The sequence below is a fragment of the Curtobacterium sp. MCBA15_007 genome (assembly GCF_001864905.1).
Taxonomy (GTDB): Bacteria; Actinomycetota; Actinomycetes; order Actinomycetales; family Microbacteriaceae; genus Curtobacterium; species Curtobacterium poinsettiae.
The window spans coordinates 1-21,185 of record NZ_MJGM01000020.1; the positions used below are offsets into that span (position 1 = coordinate 1).

Here is a 21,185-nt window from a genome sequence, read left to right on the forward strand (position 1 = left end):
GATCCCGTGCCGCTTCCGCGAGAGCCGCACCGTGCGCGGTGCGTCAGCCGGTGCGAGCCTGACGGCTCGGTGCTGCGCTACGAGCACGCACCTGGCGCTCACCGCTGCACCCGGTGAACCAACCCGCACCGTGCCGTGCCGGCAACCACCCGACGACGGGCCGACGGGCCGGCAGACCGACCGCGACCGACCCGCAGGAGACGCAACGCACTGGAGGCCCGGTGCCGGTTCCTGGAACCGGCACCGGGCCTCCTGTCGGTGCGATCAGTGCACGCGATCAGCGCGCGCGTGCGGTGTTACTGCACGTCCTCGTCGACCCAGTCGAAGGTCTTCGTGACGGCCTTCTTCCACAGGCGGAGCGTCCGCTCGCGCTCGGCGGCGTCGAGCTGCGGCTCCCAGCGCTTGTCCTCCTGCCAGTTGGCACGGAGCTCGTCGAGGTTGGCCCAGAAGCCGACCGCGAGACCGGCGGCGTAGGCCGCACCGAGCGCCGTCGTCTCCGCGACGACCGGGCGGACGACCGGCACGTTGAGCATGTCGGCCTGGAACTGCATGAGCTCGCTGTTCGCGGTCATGCCGCCGTCGACCTTGAGCTCGGTCAGGTCCACACCGGAGTCGGCGTTGACCGCGTCGAGCACCTCGCGGGTCTGCAGCGCCGTCGCCTCGAGGGCAGCACGCGCGATGTGGCCCTTGTTGACGAAGCGGGTCAGGCCGACGATCGCGCCGCGGGCATCGGGACGCCAGTACGGCGCGAAGAGCCCGGAGAACGCGGGCACGAAGTACACGCCGCCGTTGTCCTCGACGGTCTTGGCCAGGGCCTCGACCTCCGGGGCGCTGCCGATCAGGCCGAGGTTGTCGCGGAGCCACTGGATGAGCGAGCCCGTGACGGCGATCGAACCCTCGAGGGCGTAGTGCGTCTCCTGGTCGCCGAGCTTGTAGCCGACGGTGGTGAGCAGGCCGTTCTCGGAGCGGACGATCTCGGTACCGGTGTTGAAGATCAGGAAGTTGCCGGTGCCGTAGGTGTTCTTCGACTCGCCCTGGTCGAACGCGGCCTGGCCGAAGGTCGCGGCCTGCTGGTCGCCGAGGATGCCGGCGATCGGGACCTCGCGCAGCAGGCTCGAGGACTCGACGTGGCCGTAGACCTCGGAGGAGCTGACGATCTCGGGGAGCATCGACTTCGGCACACCGAAGTCGGCGAGGATGTCGTCACGCCACTGGAGCGTCTCGAGGTCCATGAACAGCGTGCGGGACGCGTTCGTGACGTCGGTCTTGTGCACGCCGCCGTCGACGCCACCGGTCAGGTTCCAGAGGACCCAGGTGTCGGTGGTGCCGAAGAGCAGGTCGCCCGCTTCGGCCTTCTCACGCGCACCCTCGACGTTCTCGAGGATCCACATGATCTTGGTGCCGGCGAAGTAGGTCGCGAGCGGCAGGCCGACGATGGCCTTGTACTTGTCCGTGTCGCCGTCGGCGAGCTTGTCGACGAGGGCCTGCGTGCGGGTGTCCTGCCAGACGATCGCGTTGTAGATCGGCTTGCCGGTGGTCTTGTCCCAGACGACGGCGGTCTCGCGCTGGTTGGTGATGCCGACGGCTGCGACGTCGTGGCGCGTGATGTCGGCACGCGACAGTGCCTGACCGATCACCTCGCGGGTGTTGTCCCAGATCTCGGCGGGGTCGTGCTCGACCCACCCGGCGCGCGGGAAGATCTGCTCGTGTTCCTTCTGCCCGGTCGAGATGATCGAACCGGAGTGGTCGAACACGATTGCTCGGGTCGAGGTCGTGCCCTGGTCGATGGCGACGATGTAGTCGGCCATTGGTGCTCCTTACGGGTGTGTTCGGTGCGGTTGCGTGGTCGGTCGTGCGGAACGGCCGCCCACGCCTTCGGGGTGGGGGTGGGTCAGCTGACGACGGGCAGCAGGGCGACGGACAGGCCGGCAGCGAGGGCGCCACCGATCAGGGGTCCGACGACCGGCACCCAGGCGTAGGCCCAGTCGCTCGAGCCCTTGCCCTTGATGGGCAGGAAGGCGTGCGCGATGCGCGGGCCGAGGTCACGGGCCGGGTTGATGGCGTAGCCGGTGGGGCCACCGAGGCTGACACCGATCGCGATCACGAGGAAGGCGACGGGGATGGCGCCGAGGTCCGTGGGGGTCCCGCCGTTGGTGAAGGCGAGGACGACGAAGACCAGGACGAAGGTGCCGATGATCTCGGTGACGAGGTTCCAGCCGTACGAGCGGATCGCGGGGCCGGTCGAGAAGACACCGAGCTTGGCGGCCGCGTCGGGCTCCTCGTCGAAGTGCTGCTTGTACGCGAGCCAGACGATGACGGCACCGATGACCGCACCGATCACCTGGGCGATCCAGAAGAGGAACATCTCGCCGACGGTGATCTTGCCGAGGATCGCCTGCGCGAGGCTGACGGCCGGATTGAGCTGGCCACCGGACTTGTAGGCGACGGTGGCACCGGCGAAGACCGCGAAGCCCCAGCCGATCGTGACCATGAGGAAGCCGGCTCCGAAGCCCTTGGACTTCGCCAGCGAGACGGCGGCGACGACGCCGCCACCCAGGATGATGAGCATCGCCGTACCGACGAGCTCGGACAGGAACTTGACGCCGATGTCGTCCATCGGTGACCTCCAGTGCGTGAGGTGGGGGTCCGGCCGTGCTGCGCCGCACTCCCCGTTGAGTGATTGAGGCCAACCATAGTGACGACGCTCACGGCCGGGTGGTGAATTCGTGAGCGGAGAGCGGGATCGTGCACGAACGTGCAGGGCGAGTGTCCCCAGCACGATCCGGAGCCGGTGACGCGTCCTCGGTGTGCTGCACGAACGTGCATCCCCGCCGGACGGCTGGCCGTGCCGCCGATGTAGATTGGGCGCACTCCGGTCGACGACGCGCGGTGTGACCGCCACGGCTCGACCCCGTACCCGTGGAGGCACCGCATGAAGAAGCTCATCAACGACCCGCAGGCCGTGGTCGAGGAGACCGTCCGGGGGTTCGCCCGGGCACACGCCGGACACGTCGTGCTGGTCGAGGACCCGATCCACCTGCACCGCGCCGACGCCCCCGTGGCCGGCAAGGTCGGCATCGTCAGCGGTGGTGGCAGCGGGCACGAGCCACTGCACGCCGGCTTCGTCGGGTACGGCATGCTCGACGCCGCCGTCCCCGGTCCGGTGTTCACGAGCCCGACCCCCGACCCGATCGTCGCCGCGACGAAGGCCGTCGACGGCGGTGCCGGCGTGCTGCACATCGTGAAGAACTACACCGGCGACGTGCTGAACTTCGAGACCGCCGCAGAGCTGGCCGCGATGGACGACGTCCGGGTCGAGTCCGTTGTGGTGGACGACGACGTCGCCGTGCAGGACTCCCTGTTCACCGCCGGTCGTCGCGGTGTCGCCGGGACCGTCGTGGTGGAGAAGTGCGCCGGTGCCGCCGCGGAACGCGGGGACGATCTGGACGCGGTCGCCGCCGTGGCCCGGCACGTCAACGACGTCACGCGCTCGATGGGGCTCGCGCTCGCCTCGGGCACCGTCCCGCACGCGGGGGAGCCGTCCTTCGTACTCGCTGACGACGAGGTCGAGCTCGGCATCGGCATCCACGGCGAGCCGGGCCGCGAGCGGATCGCGATGGCGCCGGCGGACCAGCTGGTCGACCGCGTGCTCGAACCGATCCTGACGGACCTGGACGCCCCGGCCGGATCGGCACTGCTGCTGCTGGTCAACGGCATGGGCGGCACACCGCTCTCCGAGCTGTACATCGCCTACCGACGCGCCGCCGAGGTGCTCTCCGACCGCGGCTACCGGGTCACGCGTAGTTTGGTCGGCGACTACGTCACGTCCCTCGAGATGCAGGGGTTCTCGCTCACCGTCACGGTGCTCGACGACGAACTCACGGCCCTCTGGGACGCCCCGGTGGAGACCCCGGCCCTGCGCTGGGGACGCTGAGCGACCGCGCCTGCGACCGCAACCGCAACCGCAACCGCAACCGCAACCGCAACCGACCACGGACGCTCGACCACCGGACCACGACACCGGACCCCACCGGGCCGGACACACGAAGGGAACCGCATTGGCGCTCGACACCGCATGGGCCATCGACTGGGTCCGTCGCACCGCCGCGACGATCGACGAACACCGTGCCGAGCTGGTCACGCTCGACCGCGAGATCGGGGACGGTGACCACGGCGAGAACCTCGACCGAGGCTTCCGCGCCGTGCTCGAATCCGTCGACGCCGGCTCCTTCGACACCCCGGGCGCCGTCCTCAAGGCCGTCGCGACGAAGCTCATCTCGACGGTGGGCGGCGCGGCCGGTCCGCTGTTCGGCACCGCCTACCTGAAGGCCGCGCAGGCTGCAGGGGACGCGTCCGAGCTCGACGCGGACACGCTGGTCGCGGTCCTGACCGCCGCGCGTGACGGTGTGGTGTCCCGCGGCAAGGCCGCCGTCGGCGACAAGACGATGGTCGACGCGTGGAGCCCCGCGGTCGACGCCGCCGCAGCGGCTGCCGGCGCCGGCGCCGACCCGGAGGCCGTGCTCGCCGCCGCAGCCGACGCCGCAGCGCAGGGGGCCGCCGACACCGAGCCGCTCGTGGCGCACAAGGGCCGCGCGAGCTACCTCGGCGACCGCGCGATCGGGTACCGAGACCCCGGTGCGCAGTCGACCGCGTACATCCTGCGCGCAGCTGTGGACGCCGCGTGACCGTCGGCATCCTCGTCGTCTCGCACAGCGCTGCGATCGCGACGGGCACCGTCGAGCTCGCCCGGCAGATGGCCGCGGACGTGCCACTCGTCGCCGCGGGCGGCACCGACGACGGCGGCATCGGCACCTCGTTCGAGGCGATCACCGCCGGCATCGAGGAACTCGCCGGGGCCGACGGCGTCGTGGTGCTGTGCGACCTCGGCTCCGCCTACCTGACGACCGACACCGCGCTCGACTTCCTCGACGACGACGTCCGCGCACGGGTGCACGTGTCGCCGGCCCCGCTGGTCGAGGGCACGGTCGCCGCGGCGGTCGCCGCCCAGACGGGCGGGGACGCCGACGCGGTCCTGGCCGCTGCGGCGTCAGCCGCGGGTTCCGAGGCGGACGCGAGCACCGCCTCCCGTCCGTCCGGTGACCAGCCTGGAGGCACGGGGCCGGCCGACGGGGCAGGTCCCGTCGACGACGCAGCAGGCGCAGACCGCGTCAGTGCGTCGGTCGAGCTGGTGAACGAGACCGGGCTGCACGCCCGGCCCGCCGCGGAGTTCGTCAAGACGGCGGCGAAGTACGACGCGAGCGTGCACGTCAACGGTGTGGACGCGAAGAGCCTGCTCGCGATCATGGCCCTGGCGCTGCCGAAGGGCGCGACGGTGTCGATCGACGCGACCGGTCGGGACGCGCAGGCCGCGGTCGACGCCCTGGTCGAACTGGTCCGGTCCGGCTTCGGCGAGTGACACCGCCGCCGGGGGAGTCCCCGGCGGCGGTGCGCGCCCCGGTCACCGGATCGAGACCGTGCCGGCCAGGTCGAGGTCCGAGGGGCCGCCGGTGACCCCGGCGTCGGCGAGCAGGGTGGCACCGAACACGGCGCTCCAGAACGTGCGGGCGTCACGGGCGACGCCGCCGGGGCTCGTCCATCCCTGGTCGCCGACGACGCGCTCCAGGTAGCGTTCGGACTGCCGGAACAGCACCGCGAGCAGCAGTCGGACGCGCTCCCGCTGGGCGGTGTCGTCACCCGCAGCCGCCAGCGCGCGGACCACGAGGGGTGTCGACGGCATCGCGAGGGCGGTCCGGGCGAGGACCTGGCGGAACGACTCCGACGACCGCGCGCGACGACCGGCCGCCTGCAGCCGAGTCGTGTCGCGGAGGAACAGCGCGAACGCGGCGTCGAGCACCAGGCGGTCCTTCGAGCCGTAGTGGTGCGTGATCTGGTTCGGGTACACGCCCGCGGCCCGCGCGACCTCGCTGACGGTGACGGTGCGTGCGCCCGCGCTGAGCAGTCCGGCCGTCGCCGCGAGGATCCTCGCCCGCGTCGCCGCGCCGCGTGCCGTGCCGGAGCCGTCCACCGAGGTTGCCATGTCCGAATTGTACGTGGTACAACTCAACTTGTTCAACATACAAGAGGAGTTCCCGTGGACATCGTCATCACCGGCTACGGCACGGTCTCACCCTTCGGCCACGGCGTCGCACCGCTCTGGGACGCCCTGGTGGCCGGTCGCTCCGGCGTCCGCTCCCTGCACCGCGACGGAGCGCTCTGGGGACAGGTGCCGATCCGGGTCGGTGCCGAGGCGGCACTCGACGCCGACGGGGCACTGGGCCGGGTCCGCGCGAACCGCCTCGACCGCAGTCAGCAGCTCGCGCTCGTCGCCGCGGAGGAAGCATGGACGGACGCGGGTGCCCCCGCGGTCGAGGGCGACCGCCTCGCCGTGGTGATCGGCACCGGGATCGGGGGCGTGGAGACGCTCCTCGACGCGCACGACGTGCTCGGAGCATCCGGTGCCCGACGGGTCTCCCCGCGCACGGTGCCGATGCTCATGGCGAACGGCGCCGCGGCGCAGATCAGCATCGCGTACGGGGCGCGGGGCGGTGCATACACGACGGTGTCGGCGTGCGCCTCCGGTGCCGAGGCCATCGCGACCGCCGCGCGACTCATCGTGACCGGTGAGGCCGACGTCGTCATCACGGGCGGCACCGAGGCCGCGGTGACCCCGGTGACCATGGCGTCGTTCGCGCAGTCGCAGGCGCTCGCGAAGCCCGACGGCGACGACCCGACGACCCTGTCCAGGCCGTTCGACGCCGACCGCCGCGGCTTCGTCCTCGGCGAGGGCGCCGGCGTCGTCGTGCTCGAGCGTGCCGACCACGCCGCCGCACGCGGGCAGCGGTCGCACGGCACGCTCGCCGGGTGGGGGATCACCTCGGACGCGCACCACATCACCGCGCCGCGCACCGACGGCAGCGAGCAGGAACGGGCCATGCGGTCCGCGATCCGGATGGCGGGACTCACCGGGGGCGACATCGACCACGTGAACGCACACGCGACCGGCACCCCGGTCGGCGACGTCGGCGAGGCGACCGCGATCAGCCGTGCGGTGGGCACCGGAGCGCTGGTCACCGCACCGAAGAGCGCGATCGGGCACATGTTCGGCGCGGCCGGGGCGGTCGAGGCGGTCCTGACCCTGCGGGCACTCGAGACCGGGACCGTGCCGCCGACCCTGAACCTCGACCAGCTCGACCCCGCGGTGGACCTCGACGTCGTCTCCGGCACCGCGCGGACGGCTCCGCTCGGTGCGGCGTTGAACAACTCGTTCGGGTTCGGCGGTCAGAACGCGTCGCTGGTGTTCACCGCGGCGTGAGCTCCTGCAGGCCGGTGACCCGGAGCAGGTCGAGCTTCGCGGCCGACTCGGAGCCCGGTACGACCGTGTAGACGACGATGCGCAGGTCGCCACCCGGCACGGTCAGCACGTCGCAGTCGATCTCCACCGGACCGACCGGCGTGTGCACGACCTTGCGGCTCGCACGGTGCTCGGCGATCCGGCCGGTCTCCCACCGGCGGGCGAACTCCGGCGACTCCCGCAGCAGCCGGTCGACGAGTGCTGCCAGGTCACGGTCGCCGGGGTAGCGCCCGTACGCCTGCCGCAGATCGGCGGCGAGGTCACTCGAGAACTCCTCCTGGTGCTCCTCGTCCCAGTCCACCCCGTCGCGCTCCTTGGTGAAGTGCCGCCAGACCAGGTTGCGGTCGAGGCCGACGTACCGCGTCGGATCGCCGTTCACCGCGGCCCACAGGTCGTTCCAGAGCACGATGTCGTGCGTCGCCGTGAACACCGCGAGCGGCACGTCGCCGAGTCGGTCCACCAGACGCTGCACGCCGGGCGTGACGTGCCGCGGCACCACCTGACGGGACGGCGGGGCGACGCCGGCCACCCGGCACAGGTGGTCCCGCTCCTCGGACGACAGCCGGAGCGCCGTCGCGAGCGACGCGAGCAGCTGCGGCGACGGGTTCGTCGCCCGGCCTTGCTCGAGGCGGACGACGTAGTCCACGCTCACGCCCGCCAGGGCGGCGAGTTCCTCGCGGCGGAGGCCCGGGGTCCGTCTGCCGGGGCCGGCCGGCAGGCCGACCGCCTCGGGACGCACCCGGTCACGCCAGGAACGCAACACGTTCGCGAACTCGCTCATGTCCACCATCATCGCCCCGCGCCTCCAGTCCGTCCTGGTACTGCCGGTCCCACCGTCGCACCGTGCCTGGGGCAGCCGGGCCGGCTGGGGCAGGCTGGGAACATGACGACGACACTGATCACCGGGGCCAACCGCAGCCTCGGACTCGAGACCGCACGCCGACTGATCGAAGCCGGCCACACCGTCCACGCCGGCATGCGCGACCCGGCCAGCGGCGACGACGCCCGGGCGCTCGGCGCCCACGTCGTGCAGCTGGACGTGACCGACCAGGCCAGCATCGACTCGGCGATCGCCACGATCCCGTCCTTGGACGTGCTGGTGAACAACGCCGGGATCCTCGGCGACTCGTTCGGGGTCGACGACCTCGACGCGGACGCGATGGCGACCGTCCTCGACACCAACGTCACCGGCATCGTCCGGGTGACCCAGGCCGCGCTGCCCCTGCTGCGGCGCTCGGCAGCACCCGTCATCGTGAACGTCGCGTCGGGGGTCGGCTTCCCACGCTGGCTCACCACGCCCGGGCACGACGAGTACGGGGTGCCGGCCGTGCCGTACGCGGCGTCGAAGGCGGCCGTGATCGCGTTGACCGTGCAGTACGCGAAGAACCTGCCCGGGTTCCGGGTGAACGCGAGCGACCCGGGCTACACCGCGACGGCGTTCAACGGGTTCGGCGGGCACCAGACGATCACCGAGGGCACCGACGCCACGGTCGCGCTCGCGACGATCGGCACCGAGGGGCCGACGGGGGAGTTCCACAACCGCGAGGGACGCATCGAGTACTGAGGGCGGCGCTCCGTCAGTCGTGCACGTCGTCGCCGAAGCCCGGGCCGGGCCGCATCATCCACCCCTCCGGATCGGGCAGCGGCCGGAACCCGAACCGCTCGTACAGGCCGTGGGCGTCCGCGGTGAACAGGGCGAAGCGCTTCAGTCCGAGGGCCTCGACCGCCTCGGTCACCCCGCGCACCAGGGCGACCCCGACACCCCGACCCCGGGCCCCTGGGGCGACGAACACGTCCGAGAGCCAGCCGAACGTGACACCGTCGGTGACCACCCGCGCGTAGCCGAGCTGCTCGCCGGTCACCGCGTCGTAGACGCCGAAGTTCCGGGAACCGGCGATGATCGCGTCCTGGGTCGCCCGGTCGCGCCCGCGCGCCCAGTACGACTCCTCGCTCAACCAGCGGTGCACGCGGTCCACGTCGAGGTCGGCGGGGTCGGTGGAGAAGCGCAGATCCGTCATCGTCCCAGTCAACCGGAGACGCGGCCGCGGGGCGACGTCCGATCGGGATCCGGTGGACCGGTCCTCGATGCCGACCGAGGCGAAAGCGTCAGAGCGAATACGAAATATTCATTGCAGCATTCCAGATGGATTCCTACACTCCTGGGCAGTGGGTGCACCCTGCACCCGCCCGCACGAGGAGTCCCATGCGAACACGCATCCCGATCCGAGCTGTCGTCGCCACGGCGTTGTCGCTGACGCTCCCGCTCACCGCCGCCGCCCCCGCGGGCGCGACCCCGGCCGGGGGAGCGGTGGGCACGGCCACGACGGACCCTGCGACGTCGACCGTCCGTCCGGCAGGGACGGTCGGTCTCGCTGCGAAGGTCGCCAAGGACGGCAACGGCCCGTTCACCCCGGACGACCGGCCCGGGGCCGACTCGAGCGGAACGAACGGCATCGTGCGGACACTCGACGCGATCACGTACAGCGTCGAGATGAGCGTGAACGACGGCGACAGCGTCAACCAACGGTTCGTCGTGACCGCTCCGGCCGGCACGACCTGGGCGGGGCTGCCGAAGCCGTGCACCGGGGCCGCGTCGCGCATCGACGGGCAGCGACTCACCTGCTCGGTCGGTGACCTGACCGAGGGCAACCTCGTCGAGGTCCCCGTCGTGCTCGACGTCTCCGGCACCATGCGGCACGGCGACGAGATCGAGGTCACGGTCGAAGCCACGGCGGACAACGCGGACAACGGCGTCGTGACGGCAGTCGCGCCGACCGTGACGGTCTCGGCAGCCGCGCGCTACAACCTGAGCAAGGACGTCGTCGGGTCCTCGCTCACCCCTGACGTCATCGGTCCCGACGGCGAGCGAGGCCTGCGTCTCGTCTACCCGATCGCGGTGAACTGGGAGCCCGTCGTCGCCGGACAGGGCCTGCTCGGGTTCGAAGCGAGCGCCGGCCCGATGACCTTCACCGACGACGTGTCCGAGATCCTCGGCGACCTGCCGTCGACCGCCGTGCTGTGGAACGGGACCGCGCCTGCCTGCGGCGTGAACGCAACGAACGCCTGGCGCTTCGACGGCCTGCCGGGCGGACGGGGTGGCGGGCCGCGCAGCGTGGTCGACTCGGGGACCATCGTCTGCACGCAGTCCTCGCCCGGCGCGGACGTCGACGTGACGATCACGGACACCGTCACCGACCCGGACCGCATCCCCACCCAGTCGCTCAGCGGCGGCCCGGTCACGGGTGGCACCAGGGCGTACTTCGTCTCGGGCTACCTGAGCCTCTGGCTGCCCTACCCGCCGGGCTCGGTCCTGTCGACCAACCGGTACTCGGCCGTGCAGACCACGTCGGCGAGTGGCGCACAGAACTACCCCGGCAGCGAGGAGCCCCTCGCCGACAACAGCACGTCGCGCAACCTGGTGGGTGTCGGGTCCGGCACCGCCGGCAAGCGACTCTGGCGCGTGATCGACAGCGCCGGCACCACCGTCGAGGGTTCCGCCCGCGCGGGCGATCCATGGGTGACGCAGGGGCAGGTCCTGCGGAGCGACGTCACCGTCCTCAACGACGGGTACAGCCGCTGGACCGGCACGATCCTCTGCGACACCTTCGATCGCGGGACCCAGCGCCTCACCCGCGGGGGCACCCCGAGCGCGACGGCGTGGACCAGCGGGTTGAGCAGGCCGCGCATCGAGTACGCGGCCTACGACATGACGAACCCCGCGGCCGGGCAGGGCCACACGTGCGGCGATGACGACGGACCGTGGTTCGCCAGCCCAGACGAGGTTCCGGGCGGTCGCGCCGCGGTCGGCGCCGTGCGCGCGCTCGGCGACGTCGACGGTGGGGCGAGAGCGGTGCTGCACACGTACGTCGCAGTGGCCGACGCACCCTCGGGGACCCGCGCGTACGACTTCGGACACGCCCTGCTCGGCGAACACACCGACGTCTGGACCCACGACACGGCCCGGCCGGAGAACGGTGCCGGAGCGATGGCCGACAGCGTCGTGATCACGGAGAACCTGGCACGCATCCGGAAGAAGATCGTCGACCCGGGCACGACCGCGGAGGACACACCGGACAAGACGAGCTTCGTCGGGTCCGGGAGCACCCTCGAGTACGCCCTCTACCCGACACTCACCAACGGCCACTCCGGTGGGCAAGCGACCACCGTGACGGTCCGCGACGTGCTGCCGATGCACACCGACTACATCCCCGAGAGTGCGTCCAGGCCGGCCGAGCTCGACACGATCACGGACAACGCCGGCAACCTCCGCCAGCGCCTCACGTGGACGCTCGACGACCAGCAGCCGAACACGAGGATCCCGCCGATCACCTACGAGCTGCAGGTGTCGAGTCTCGCGCCAGCCGGGCCGGTGCAGAACTACGCGACCATCGCCTCGCCGACGGACCGCTCCGAAGCGTTCCGCCGCGACACCCAACGAGCGGTGCAGGTCGTCGCCGCAGTCGGTGTCGGCGTGGAGAAGGTGGCGACCGAACCGGTCGTCGCGACGGGGGACCAGCTCGAGTGGGACCTGCTCTACACGAACCGCGACGCCCGGAGCATCAGCGGGCTCGACGTCATCGACGTCCTGCCGCACCGAGGCGACCCCCAGGGCTCCGCCTTCCACGGGACCGTCTCGCTGGCCGACCGCGTCGACGTCGCGCCCGGCGCCGGTGAGACCGTGCGCTACACCACGAGCGATCCGGCCTCGATCTCGCTCGACGGGACGGCAGCGTCCAACCAGCCGGGCGGCAGCACGCTCTGGTGCGCGGCGGCAGACCTCGGCGACCCCGCGTGCGGGTCCGCGGAACTCGCCGACGTCACCGCCGTGCGGATCGAACGGACCGGCGGTGTCGCGCCTGGACAGACGGTCCGACACCACGTCGCGCTGCAGACCCGCGGGGAGCGGGACGGTGACACCTACACGAACCGCTTCGGGCTCCGCGCCTCGAACCTCGAACTCGCCGCGCTGTCGAACCGTGCCACCGTGCGGGTGGTCGCCGGCAGCATCGGGGACCGGGTGTGGACGGACAGCAACGACGACGGCCTCCAGGGTTCCGACGAACCGGGCATCGACCGCGTGCCGATCCGACTGTCCGGCGTCGACGACCGCGGTACCGACGTCGCACGCGCCACCAGGTCCGGACCCGATGGGGAGTACTCCTTCGACGGACTCCGCCCGGGGGACTACGTCGTGGCTTTCACGGCTCCGGACGGCCGTCGGTTCACGAAGGAGCACGTCGGCACCGACGGCACCATCGACTCGGACGCCGGCCAGGACGGCGAGACGCCCGCGGTCTCGATCGCGTGGGAACGCTCCGACGAAGGCGCGAAGGAATCGATCACCCGCGACCGCACCGTCGATGCCGGACTGCTGCTCGGTGACTCGCCGTCGGATCCCGAACCGGAACCCGGGCCCGACCCCGGAACGGTTCCCGGCGCCGGCACGGTCCCCGGCTCCGGGCCCGGGGGCGGGTCCGGGTCGACGGCCGTTCCGACTGTGGCGCCGTCGCCCGGAGCGCGCGGGGGCGTCCAGGGGCTCGCCTTCACCGGCACGTCGGGGACGCCGCTCGTCCTCGGCGTCGCACTCCTGCTGCTGGCGCTCGGGGCCGCGATGCTCGGAACGAACCGGAACCAGCGGCGACAGCGCTGATCCGTCACCGGCAGCACGGCGATGCGGCGGAGTCCTGACCTTTGGGGTCGGGGCTCCGTCGTCGTTCGACGCCGTCTGTCAGGATGGCGGCATGCGCGCCGTCCAGTACGCCCAGTTCGGTTCCGTCCCCTCGATCGTCGACCTGCCGGAGCCCGTCGCCCCGGACCACGGTGTCGTCGTGCGGGTGGCTGCCACCGGTGTCTGCCGAAGTGACTGGCACGCGTGGAAGGGCCACGACGACTCGGTCCGGCTGCCGCACGTGCCCGGCCACGAGTTCGCCGGCGTCGTCGCGACGATCGGCACCGACGTGCAGCGCTTCGCCGTCGGCGACCGGGTCACGGCCCCGTTCGTGTTCGCCTGCGGCACCTGCGCCGAGTGCCTCGACGGCGCGACCCAGGTGTGCACCGCCCAGCAGCAGCCCGGCTTCGACCTGCAGGGGTCCTACGCGGAGTCGCTGGTGGTCCCGCACGCCGATCTGAACCTCGTCGCCCTGCCCGACGCCGTGGAGTTCACGGTGGCAGCGGCGCTGGGCTGCCGCTTCGGCACCGCGTTCCACGCCCTGCACGCCCGCGGGCGGGTGAGCGCAGGGGAGTGGGTCGTGGTCTACGGCTGCGGGGGAGTCGGGCTGTCGGCGATCATGGTCGCCGTGGCCGCCGGTGCGCACGTGCTCGCGGTGGACGTCTCCGCGGCGGCGCTCGAACGAGCCGCAGCACTGGGCGCCGACACGGTGCTGATGGACGCCGGTGCGGTGACCGCGGTTCGCTCCCGCACCGCCGGGGGAGCGCACCTGTCGATCGACGCCTACGGCAGCCGTGCCACCTCGGTCGCAGCGGTTGCATCCCTGCGTCCACGCGGCCGACACGTGCAGGTCGGGCTGCTGCTCGACGACGAAGCAACGCCGGCGATCCCGATGGGACGGGTCATCGCCGACGAGCTCGAACTGCTCGGCGGTCACGGCGCAGCGGTCGGGGAGTACGGCGCGATGCTCGACGCCGTCGTCAGTGGGCGGCTCCGGCCGGAGGAGACGATCGGCCGCACCATCGGCTTCGACGACCTGCCCGAGGCGCTCGTCGGGATGGACCGGCCAGCCACTTCTCCGGGGATGACCGTCGCGACGTTCTGACGGTGCGCCGACCCGGCGTCCTGTCTGGCATGCTGAACCGCGGGGGAAGGGGCGCCATGGAAGACGACACGCTCGAGGGACGCGCCGCTCGTCGTCGACGGACCGTGAAGAACCTGGTGATCGGTACGGTCTTCATGACAGTGTTCGTGCTCATCGTTGCCTCCTGCCAAGGCCACCGGCCGTACATCGCGTCCGATGCCGTCGCCACCCAGCAGGACGAACGGACCGTCGCTGTCGTGAACGCGTTCATGGAGGCGAACGGTGGCTTGTCGCAGTGGAAGGACTACTACGACGAGGGGGAGTCCCGGCCTGCGCCGTTCGGGGAACTGACCGGCGACTCCGTCTGCTCGAACACCGACGTCCTCGGCTTCACCACCGGTGATGCTGGGATCCGCCGGGAAGTGAACCTGTCGAGCACGTCTGCAGTGACGCCACGGACAGTGCTCGACAACGCCGAGCGGGTTTGGACGCGGTACGACATCAGCCGCCGTGGCGACGACCGGGGCCGGAGCACGTGGACCCAGGTGCGGTTCTCAGGAGGCCGGACCTCGCCGACCGTGTACGTCAGCTACGCCGGTGACGACCCGGATGCGAAGGTCAACATGCTGGTCCTTGCCGCATCCGTCTGTCGGGAACTGTGACCGGTGGAGGCGGGGCGTTCTGGAGTCCGGTCCACCTGAGTTGACATAATATGCATTATCGGCGCACGCATCGACACCCGATCGGCGCTGAGTGAGCAGAAGAGGTCGGGTCCGTTCTCCGGACTCGACCTCTTCTGCTCACTGGATGACGACGGCGTCAGTCGGCGGGCTTCGTCGGGACGTCGTCGGCGTCGATCTCGAGCGCTGCCGGCTCGCCGCCCTGTTCCTCCAGGTTCCCCTGGTCGGTGTCGGGCTGCTCCGGCGACTCGCTCTGGGTGGTCTCTTCGGCTGGGTCAGGCTGGCTGTAGCTCATGCGCCGGACGGTACGCCCGGGTTCCTGGACACGTACCAGCGGCGCCGGAGATCGACAGCGGGCGCGTGGCGACTCCGCCACGCGCCCGCTGTCATGCGGCGGTCAGCCTCAGTTGTTCATCGCGGGAACGACGATCGTCAGAGCGACGATGATGAAGATGATCGAGAGCACGAGGCCGATGACACTCAGGATGATGCCGGCGAGCACCATGCCTCGGGTACCGGCGTTGCGACGACGGGCGACGAAGCCCAGGACCAGGCCGATGATGCTGGCGATGAGTCCGACCCACACGAAGAGGAACGAGAAGACGACGCCGACGATGCCGAGGACGAGCGAACCGACGGCGATTCCGTTGCCGCTGTTGGTCGCGGGTGCGTTGCCGGGGTTGGACATGGTGGAGCTCCTTCTGGTCAGGACGCTGATCCAGGCCGGGTAGCCGATCGTGAGCGTCGGTCAGAACAGTAGTCCTCGCACACGGCTGGTGCCCAGATTCACCGTCCGAGCCTGTCCCCCGGCTCAGGCTCCGACGTACGCCGCCAGGTGCTGCCCGGTCAGCGTCGACCGGGCCGCCACGAGTGCAGCGGGCGTCCCCTCGAACACGATGCGCCCGCCGTCGTGCCCGGCGCCCGGCCCGAGGTCGATGATCCAGTCAGCGTGCGCCATCACGGCCTGGTGGTGCTCGATCACGACGACCGTCCGGCCGGCGTCGACGAGCCGGTCGAGCAGGCCGAGCAGCTGCTCGACGTCGGCCAGGTGCAGGCCCGCGGTCGGCTCGTCGAGCACCACCACGCCGCCCCGGTCACCGAGGTGCGTCGCGAGCTTGAGCCGCTGCCGCTCTCCCCCGGACAACGTGGTGAGCGGCTGTCCGATCGTCAGGTAGCCGAGCCCCACGTCTGCGAGCCGGGCGAGGATCGTGTGGGCGGCTGGCAGTGCGGACGCCCCCGCCGCGAAGAACGCCAACGCGTCGGCGACGGACATGCCGAGCACCTCGCTGATGTCCTTCCCGCCCAGGTGGTAGCCGAGCACGGCCTGATCGAACCGCTTGCCGTCGCACTCGACGCAGGGGCTCGCGACGCCCGCCATCATGCCGAGGTCGGTGTACACGACACCGGCACCGTTGCACGCCGGGCAGGCGCCCTCGGAGTTGGCGCTGAACAGTGCGGGCTTGACGCCGTTGGCCTTCGCGAACGCCTTGCGGATCGGTTCGAGCAGGCCGGTGTAGGTCGCCGGGTTGCTCCGTCGTGAGCCACGGATACCGCTCTGGTCGATGGCGACCACGTCGTCGCGCCGAGCCAGCGACCCGTGGATGAGTGTGCTCTTGCCGGAACCGGCGACCCCAGTGACGACGGTGAGCACCCCGGTGGGGACGTCCACGTCGACGTCGTGCAGGTTGTGGGCCGACGCGCCGCGGATCGCGATCGCTCCGTCCGGACGACGGACGTCGGACTTCACGGTGACGCGGTCGTCCAGGTGCTGACCGGTCACGGTCCCGCTGGCGCGCAGCCCGTCGACGGACCCCTGGTAGCAGAGCGTCCCACCGCCGGAACCGGCACCGGGTCCGAGGTCGACGACGTGGTCGGCGATCGCGATGACCTCGGGCTTGTGCTCGACGACCAGGACGGTGTTGCCCTTGTCGCGCAACCGGACGAGCAGCTCGTTCATCCGCTCGATGTCGTGCGGGTGCAGCCCCGTGCTCGGCTCGTCGAAGACGTACGTGACGTCGCTGAGTGAGGAGCCGAGGTGCTTCACCATCTTCACGCGCTGCCCTTCTCCCCCGGACAACGTGCCGGTCGGACGGTCGAGCGACAGGTAGCCGAGTCCGATCTCGACGAAGGACTCGAGCAGGTCACGGAGCCCCTCGAGCAACGGCCCGACCCCCGGGTCGTCCAGACCCCGCAGCCAGGTGACGGTGTCGGTGACCTGCATCGCGCAGACGTCGGCGATGCTGCGGCCCGCGACCTTCGACGAGCGGGCGGTGTCGTTCAACCGGGTGCCGTCGCAGGCCGGACACGTCGTGAAGGTCACCGCACGGTCGACGAAGGCCCGGATGTGCGGCTGCATCGCCTCGCGGTCCTTCTGCAGGAACGATCTGCGGACCCGGTGCACGAGCCCCTCGTAGGTCATGTTGATGCCGGCGATCTTCTGCTTCGTCGGCTCGCGGTACAGGAAGTCCTGCCGCTCCTGCTCGGTGAAGTCGCGGATCGGGGTGTCCCGGTCGAAGTAGCCCGACTCGGCGTACAGCCGCACGTTCCACCCGTCGGTCCCGTACCCGGGGATCGTGAGCGCGCCGTCCCCGAGCGACTTCGTCTCGTCGAACAGCTGCGTCAGGTCGATCTCGTTCACCAGGCCCCGACCCTCGCAGTCCGCGCACATGCCGCCGAGCCGCGTGAACGAGACCTTCTGGGCCTTCGCGTCCGCACCCTTCTGCACCGTGATCGCTCCCCCGGCCGTCACGGTGGCGAGGTTGAACGAGAACGCGTTCGGTCCGCCGACGTGCGGCTGACCGAGTCGGCTGAACAGCACGCGCAGCATCGCGTTCGCGTCCGTCGCGGTGCCGACGGTGGAGCGCGGGTCGGCGCCGATGCGCTCCTGGTCGACGACGATCGCGGTGGTCAGTCCGTCGAGCAGGTCGACGTCGGGACGCGCGAGCGACGGCATGAACCCCTGCACGAACGCGCTGTAGGTCTCGTTGATCATCCGCTGCGACTCGGCGGCGACGGTGCCGAACACGAGCGAGCTCTTGCCCGAGCCGGAGACCCCGGTGAACACCGTGAGCCGGCGCTTCGGCAGGTCCACGTCGACGTCGCGCAGGTTGTTGGCGCGCGCTCCGCGCACGCGGATCCGGTCGTGCCGGTCGGCAGGGTGCACGACGGCACCGGCGGGGTCGTCGTCGACCGGATCGGTGTCCATGCGGGTCAGCGTACCGACGGGAGGCCCGTGGCGGGGCCGCCACGGGCCTCCCGTCCGGTCCTGGGTCGGCCGTCAGGCCGTGGTGCGGTGTTCAGGCGCCGTGCCGGCGCACCAGGTCCGGCAGCTCTGCGGGTTCGAACGCCTCGTCGGTCGCGTCGAGCTCGTCCGCCGTCCACCAGCGCGAGGCGAGGATGTCGACGCGTTCGTCGTCGGTCCACTCGGCGTCGGACAACTCGAAGCCCGGCGTGCGGACGACGTAGAACTCGGCGTGCCCACGGTCGTGGTCAGCGAGGTCCCACTCGACCGTGAAGTCCCACGACCAGACCGGTTCGCCGGGTTCGTCGATGACGATCCCGGTCTCCTCGCGCAGCTCGCGGATCGCGGCGTCGCGGTGGGACTCCCCCGGGTCGACGCCACCACCCGGCGTGATCCAGCGGTGCGCGGCGTCGGACGAGGGCGACTTCGTGTCCATCAGGAACACGCGACCCCGGGGGTCGAGCAGCAGGATGCGGGAGGTGCGGCGCAGGCCGGGCTTGGCGGTCACCCGCCCGACGTTAGCCGACGAACCCGCTGACGTCGCCGACCAGCTTGGTGTGGTCGGCGGGGATCGGCTCGACCGCGGCCAGGGCGATCTCGGCCGCGAACTCGGAGACGCTGTAGAGCTTGCCGACCTCTTGCCGACGGCCCTCGATCGCGCCGGGGTTCAGGCGGTTCAGGAGCGTCGCGGTGATCGTGCCCTCGATCATGTCGCCGGAGACGACGACGAACTCGATGCCCGCGGCCTCGAGCTGCGGGATGAGCGCACGGAGGGCGAGTTCCCCGGCACGCTTGCTCTTGGCGACCGGGACGTACTCGTCCATCGTCTCGGCGGTCTCGACGAAGTGCGCCTGGTGGCTCGTGACGAAGACCACGCGCGACCCGGCAGGCATGTGCGGCACGGCGGTCTGCAGCATGTCGACCTGGGCGTCGCGGTTCAGGCGGAGCGCGTAGTCCTCGCCGACACCGGACTCCATGCCGCCCGAAGCGTTGAGCACGAGCAGGTCGATGCCGCCCCACTCCCGCACGACCGTGTCGACCAGGGCCTGCACGGAGTCGTGCTCGGTGAGGTCGGCGCCGACGGCCAGGGCGGAGCCACCGGACTCGACGATCTTCTCCGCGATCTGCTCGGCCCGCCTGGCCTTGTTGCGGTAGTTCACGACGACCTTCGCGCCGGCCTCGGCCAGGTACCCGACGGTGTCGGCGCCGATGCCACGGGACGAACCGGTGACGACGGCGCGCTTGTCGGTGAGGGATCCGGGGGCGAGGGGGTTGCTCACAGTCGTGTTCTCCAGGTCTGGTTCCGGCCGGTCGGGCGCACCGAGCCTACCAATCGCCTGCACGGTCGTCGGACGTCCTTGATATGTTGAACGGAGTTGTACCGGCTGTCGCGACGCAGCGAGCCGCCGCGCGCGACCGAGGGAGGGAGATCGCGTGAACGGAATCGATTGGATCCAGAGCATCGTCTGGATCGGCCTGGTGTTGCTCCTGGGCGTGGTCGAGATCTTCACTCTCGACTTCATCTTCATCATGCTCGCGGCGGGCGCCGCCGGCGGGTTGGTCGCCGCGCTCCTGGGCGCACCGTGGTGGCTGTCCGCCATCGTCGCCGCGGTGGCCGCCCTGGTGCTGCTGTCGCTCGTCCGACCGCGACTGCTCGTCGCCCTCGGCCGTGGCGCCGACCCGCACCGCACCAACGTCGAGGGCCTCATCGGGCTCGCCGGCACGGTCGCGGTCGCCTTCACCGCTTCCAGCCCTGGCCAGGTCCGCCTGGCCAACGGCGAGACCTGGAGCGCGCGGTTCGCCGCGGACTCCGTCGACCGCACACCGCCACTCGGGACCCCTGTGGTCGTCGAGTCGATCGAGGGGTCGACCGCGGTCGTACGCCTCGCAGAAAGGGCCACCTCGTGACCAGCATCTCCCCGGGGACGATCGCACTGCTCGTCCTCATCCTCGTCGTCGTCATCTTCGTGATCGTCGTCCTGGCGAAGGCGATCCGCATCGTCCCCCAGGCCACCGCGGGCGTCGTCGAACGTCTCGGCAAGTACCACAAGACCCTCAACCCGGGGTTGAACCTCCTGGTGCCGTTCATCGACCGTCTGCGGCCGCTGCTCGACATGCGCGAGCAGGTCGTCTCGTTCCCGCCGCAGCCCGTGATCACCGAGGACAACCTGGTGGTCTCGATCGACACGGTCGTCTACTTCCAGGTGACCGACGCCCGTGCGGCGACCTACGAGATCGCGAACTACCTCGGCGCCGTCGAGCAGCTCACCACCACGACGCTCCGCAACGTGGTCGGTGGCCTGAACCTCGAAGAGGCCCTGACCAGCCGCGACAACATCAACGGCCAGCTGCGCGTCGTCCTCGACGAAGCGACCGGCAAGTGGGGCATCCGCGTCGGCCGAGTCGAGCTCAAGGCGATCGAGCCGCCCGTGTCCATCCAGGACGCCATGGAACAGCAGCTCCGTGCCGAGCGCAGCCGTCGTGCCGCGATCCTGCAGGCCGAGGGCACCAAGCAGTCCCAGATCCTCGAGGCCGAGGGCCAGCGGCAGGCCGCGATCCTGGCGGCCGAGGGTGACGCCAAGGCACAGGTCCTCCGTGCCGAAGGTGAAGCCCAGGCCATCGCGACCGTGTTCGAGGCGATCCACACCGGTGACCCCGACGAGAAGCTGCTGTCCTACCAGTACCTGCAGACCCTGCCGAAGATCGCGGAGGGCACGTCGAACAAGCTCTGGATGATCCCGAGCGAGTTCACCGAGGCCCTGTCCGGCATCGCCAAGGGCTTCAGCGCCAGCCGCGGTGGTGGCGGCGCCGGACCGGTCGCCGGTGCTGCAGGTGCTGCCGGTGGTGCGGACTTCCTGTCCCGTATCTCGAAGCTCGCGAACGAGAGCCTGGCGAACACCGCCGCGGGTGGATCCGCCGACACGACGATGCCGCGCGCGGACGCCACCGCCGCCGACATCGTCCCCGAGTCCGAGCTCGACGCGCGTCTGGCCGAGTCGAACCGCAGCGTCGACGCCCACATCGCGGCCGCCGATGACACGACCGCCGAGCAGGTCGAGGACACTCCGACGACGCCGGGCGACGACGCTTCCGGTCACCGGACGAGCGACGGCTCCGGTCGGCGCTGACACGTCGGCACGAACGAACGACGACGCCCGCCC

At 71.1% G+C, this 21,185-nt stretch carries 20 protein-coding genes; 10 read left to right on the forward strand and 10 right to left on the reverse strand.

The window, feature by feature from the left end:
• Window positions 1-296: 296 nt before the first annotated feature.
• Together glpK and BIU95_RS10030 are read right to left on the reverse strand one after the other, a co-directional pair.
• Window positions 297-1,808 (reverse strand): glycerol kinase GlpK, encoded by a 1,512-nt coding sequence (gene glpK, locus BIU95_RS10025; protein WP_017887334.1) that lies wholly within the window; start codon window positions 1,806-1,808, stop codon window positions 297-299.
• An 83-nt stretch (window positions 1,809-1,891) separates the two neighbouring features.
• Window positions 1,892-2,617: an MIP/aquaporin family protein gene (locus tag BIU95_RS10030; RefSeq protein ID WP_017887333.1), complete on the reverse strand. Its 726-nt coding sequence runs from the start codon at window positions 2,615-2,617 to the stop codon at window positions 1,892-1,894.
• Between the two features lie 315 nt (window positions 2,618-2,932).
• Here BIU95_RS10030 and dhaK point away from each other — a divergent pair, with 315 nt between their 5' ends.
• From dhaK to dhaM, 3 genes are all read left to right on the forward strand, one after another.
• Entirely contained in the window at window positions 2,933-3,934 is a 1,002-nt protein-coding gene (gene dhaK / locus BIU95_RS10035; RefSeq protein WP_071251603.1) for a dihydroxyacetone kinase subunit DhaK, read from the forward strand.
• A 124-nt stretch (window positions 3,935-4,058) separates the two neighbouring features.
• Window positions 4,059-4,685, forward strand: a complete 627-nt coding sequence (gene dhaL / locus BIU95_RS10040) for a dihydroxyacetone kinase subunit DhaL (RefSeq protein WP_017887331.1) — start codon at window positions 4,059-4,061, stop codon at window positions 4,683-4,685.
• Window positions 4,682-5,416, forward strand: a complete 735-nt coding sequence (gene dhaM, locus BIU95_RS10045) for a dihydroxyacetone kinase phosphoryl donor subunit DhaM (protein ID WP_056068662.1) — start codon at window positions 4,682-4,684, stop codon at window positions 5,414-5,416. The genes dhaL and dhaM overlap by 4 nt, the downstream gene beginning before the upstream one ends.
• A 42-nt stretch (window positions 5,417-5,458) precedes the next feature.
• Here the strand turns inward: dhaM and BIU95_RS10050 are convergent, their stop codons facing one another.
• Window positions 5,459-6,037, reverse strand: coding sequence for a TetR/AcrR family transcriptional regulator C-terminal domain-containing protein (locus tag BIU95_RS10050; protein ID WP_071251604.1), 579 nt, complete (start codon window positions 6,035-6,037; stop codon window positions 5,459-5,461).
• A 54-nt stretch (window positions 6,038-6,091) separates the two neighbouring features.
• On the opposite strand from BIU95_RS10050, the gene BIU95_RS10055 reads away from it, so the two are divergent.
• A complete protein-coding gene (locus BIU95_RS10055; RefSeq protein WP_071251605.1) occupies window positions 6,092-7,312 on the forward strand; it encodes a beta-ketoacyl synthase in 1,221 nt (406 codons plus the stop codon).
• Here BIU95_RS10055 and BIU95_RS10060 read toward each other — a convergent pair.
• The gene (locus BIU95_RS10060; RefSeq protein ID WP_175470749.1) at window positions 7,299-8,132 is read right to left on the reverse strand and encodes a helix-turn-helix domain-containing protein; all 834 of its coding nucleotides are present in this window, start codon (window positions 8,130-8,132) and stop codon (window positions 7,299-7,301) included. The genes BIU95_RS10055 and BIU95_RS10060 overlap by 14 nt on opposite strands.
• Window positions 8,133-8,234: 102 nt before the next feature.
• On the opposite strand from BIU95_RS10060, the gene BIU95_RS10065 reads away from it, so the two are divergent.
• Window positions 8,235-8,915, forward strand: a complete 681-nt coding sequence (locus BIU95_RS10065; RefSeq protein ID WP_071251618.1) for an SDR family NAD(P)-dependent oxidoreductase — start codon at window positions 8,235-8,237, stop codon at window positions 8,913-8,915.
• Between the two features lie 13 nt (window positions 8,916-8,928).
• Here the strand turns inward: BIU95_RS10065 and BIU95_RS10070 are convergent, their stop codons facing one another.
• Complete coding sequence (locus BIU95_RS10070; protein WP_017887325.1) at window positions 8,929-9,369, reverse strand: GNAT family N-acetyltransferase; 441 nt, start codon at window positions 9,367-9,369, stop codon at window positions 8,929-8,931.
• Between the two features lie 185 nt (window positions 9,370-9,554).
• Here BIU95_RS10070 and BIU95_RS10075 point away from each other — a divergent pair, with 185 nt between their 5' ends.
• The 3 genes from BIU95_RS10075 (at window position 9,555) to BIU95_RS10085 (ending at window position 14,765) form a co-directional block, all read left to right on the forward strand.
• A complete protein-coding gene (locus BIU95_RS10075; RefSeq protein ID WP_071251606.1) occupies window positions 9,555-13,001 on the forward strand; it encodes an SdrD B-like domain-containing protein in 3,447 nt (1,148 codons plus the stop codon).
• A 91-nt stretch (window positions 13,002-13,092) separates the two neighbouring features.
• Window positions 13,093-14,124: an alcohol dehydrogenase catalytic domain-containing protein gene (locus BIU95_RS10080; RefSeq protein ID WP_071251607.1), complete on the forward strand. Its 1,032-nt coding sequence runs from the start codon at window positions 13,093-13,095 to the stop codon at window positions 14,122-14,124.
• Between the two features lie 56 nt (window positions 14,125-14,180).
• Window positions 14,181-14,765, forward strand: a complete 585-nt coding sequence (locus BIU95_RS10085) for a hypothetical protein (RefSeq protein ID WP_071251608.1) — start codon at window positions 14,181-14,183, stop codon at window positions 14,763-14,765.
• 157 nt (window positions 14,766-14,922) lie between these two features.
• Here BIU95_RS10085 and BIU95_RS18660 read toward each other — a convergent pair whose 3' ends face one another.
• The 5 genes from BIU95_RS18660 to BIU95_RS10105 form a co-directional block, all read right to left on the reverse strand.
• On the reverse strand, window positions 14,923-15,078 hold the full coding sequence (locus BIU95_RS18660; RefSeq protein ID WP_017887322.1) for a hypothetical protein: 156 nt from the start codon (window positions 15,076-15,078) through the stop codon (window positions 14,923-14,925).
• Window positions 15,079-15,186: 108 nt separating this feature from the next.
• Window positions 15,187-15,471: a DUF4190 domain-containing protein gene (locus tag BIU95_RS10090; RefSeq protein WP_017887321.1), complete on the reverse strand. Its 285-nt coding sequence runs from the start codon at window positions 15,469-15,471 to the stop codon at window positions 15,187-15,189.
• A 123-nt stretch (window positions 15,472-15,594) separates the two neighbouring features.
• Window positions 15,595-17,988, reverse strand: coding sequence for an excinuclease ABC subunit UvrA (locus BIU95_RS10095; RefSeq protein ID WP_071251609.1), 2,394 nt, complete (start codon window positions 17,986-17,988; stop codon window positions 15,595-15,597).
• 91 nt (window positions 17,989-18,079) lie between these two features.
• Complete coding sequence (locus BIU95_RS10100) at window positions 18,080-18,532, reverse strand: NUDIX hydrolase (RefSeq protein WP_056068676.1); 453 nt, start codon at window positions 18,530-18,532, stop codon at window positions 18,080-18,082.
• 10 nt (window positions 18,533-18,542) lie between these two features.
• Window positions 18,543-19,304, reverse strand: a complete 762-nt coding sequence (locus BIU95_RS10105) for an SDR family oxidoreductase (RefSeq protein ID WP_056068678.1) — start codon at window positions 19,302-19,304, stop codon at window positions 18,543-18,545.
• Between the two features lie 154 nt (window positions 19,305-19,458).
• On the opposite strand from BIU95_RS10105, the gene BIU95_RS10110 reads away from it, so the two are divergent.
• Both BIU95_RS10110 and BIU95_RS10115 read left to right on the forward strand, forming a co-directional pair.
• Window positions 19,459-19,932, forward strand: coding sequence for an NfeD family protein (locus BIU95_RS10110; protein WP_017887317.1), 474 nt, complete (start codon window positions 19,459-19,461; stop codon window positions 19,930-19,932).
• Entirely contained in the window at window positions 19,929-21,152 is a 1,224-nt protein-coding gene (locus BIU95_RS10115) for an SPFH domain-containing protein (protein WP_071251610.1), read from the forward strand. The genes BIU95_RS10110 and BIU95_RS10115 overlap by 4 nt, the downstream gene beginning before the upstream one ends.
• The last annotated feature ends 33 nt before the right edge of the window (window positions 21,153-21,185 follow it).

What these genes read in the sequence shown, in the direction of transcription:
- dhaK (WP_071251603.1), top strand. Translation starts at nt 2,933, where the DNA reads ATGAAGAAGCTCATCAACGACCCGCAGGCCGTGGTCGAGGAGACCGTC.
- glpK (WP_017887334.1), bottom strand. Translation starts at nt 1,808, where the DNA reads ATGGCCGACTACATCGTCGCCATCGACCAGGGCACGACCTCGACCCGA.
- BIU95_RS18660 (WP_017887322.1), bottom strand. Translation starts at nt 15,078, where the DNA reads ATGAGCTACAGCCAGCCTGACCCAGCCGAAGAGACCACCCAGAGCGAG.
- BIU95_RS10070 (WP_017887325.1), bottom strand. Translation starts at nt 9,369, where the DNA reads ATGACGGATCTGCGCTTCTCCACCGACCCCGCCGACCTCGACGTGGAC.
- BIU95_RS10090 (WP_017887321.1), bottom strand. Translation starts at nt 15,471, where the DNA reads ATGTCCAACCCCGGCAACGCACCCGCGACCAACAGCGGCAACGGAATC.
- BIU95_RS10050 (WP_071251604.1), bottom strand. Translation starts at nt 6,037, where the DNA reads ATGGCAACCTCGGTGGACGGCTCCGGCACGGCACGCGGCGCGGCGACG.
- BIU95_RS10085 (WP_071251608.1), top strand. Translation starts at nt 14,181, where the DNA reads ATGGAAGACGACACGCTCGAGGGACGCGCCGCTCGTCGTCGACGGACC.
- BIU95_RS10075 (WP_071251606.1), top strand. Translation starts at nt 9,555, where the DNA reads ATGCGAACACGCATCCCGATCCGAGCTGTCGTCGCCACGGCGTTGTCG.
- BIU95_RS10080 (WP_071251607.1), top strand. Translation starts at nt 13,093, where the DNA reads ATGCGCGCCGTCCAGTACGCCCAGTTCGGTTCCGTCCCCTCGATCGTC.
- BIU95_RS10060 (WP_175470749.1), bottom strand. Translation starts at nt 8,132, where the DNA reads ATGAGCGAGTTCGCGAACGTGTTGCGTTCCTGGCGTGACCGGGTGCGT.
- BIU95_RS10030 (WP_017887333.1), bottom strand. Translation starts at nt 2,617, where the DNA reads ATGGACGACATCGGCGTCAAGTTCCTGTCCGAGCTCGTCGGTACGGCG.
- BIU95_RS10095 (WP_071251609.1), bottom strand. Translation starts at nt 17,988, where the DNA reads ATGGACACCGATCCGGTCGACGACGACCCCGCCGGTGCCGTCGTGCAC.
- BIU95_RS10065 (WP_071251618.1), top strand. Translation starts at nt 8,235, where the DNA reads ATGACGACGACACTGATCACCGGGGCCAACCGCAGCCTCGGACTCGAG.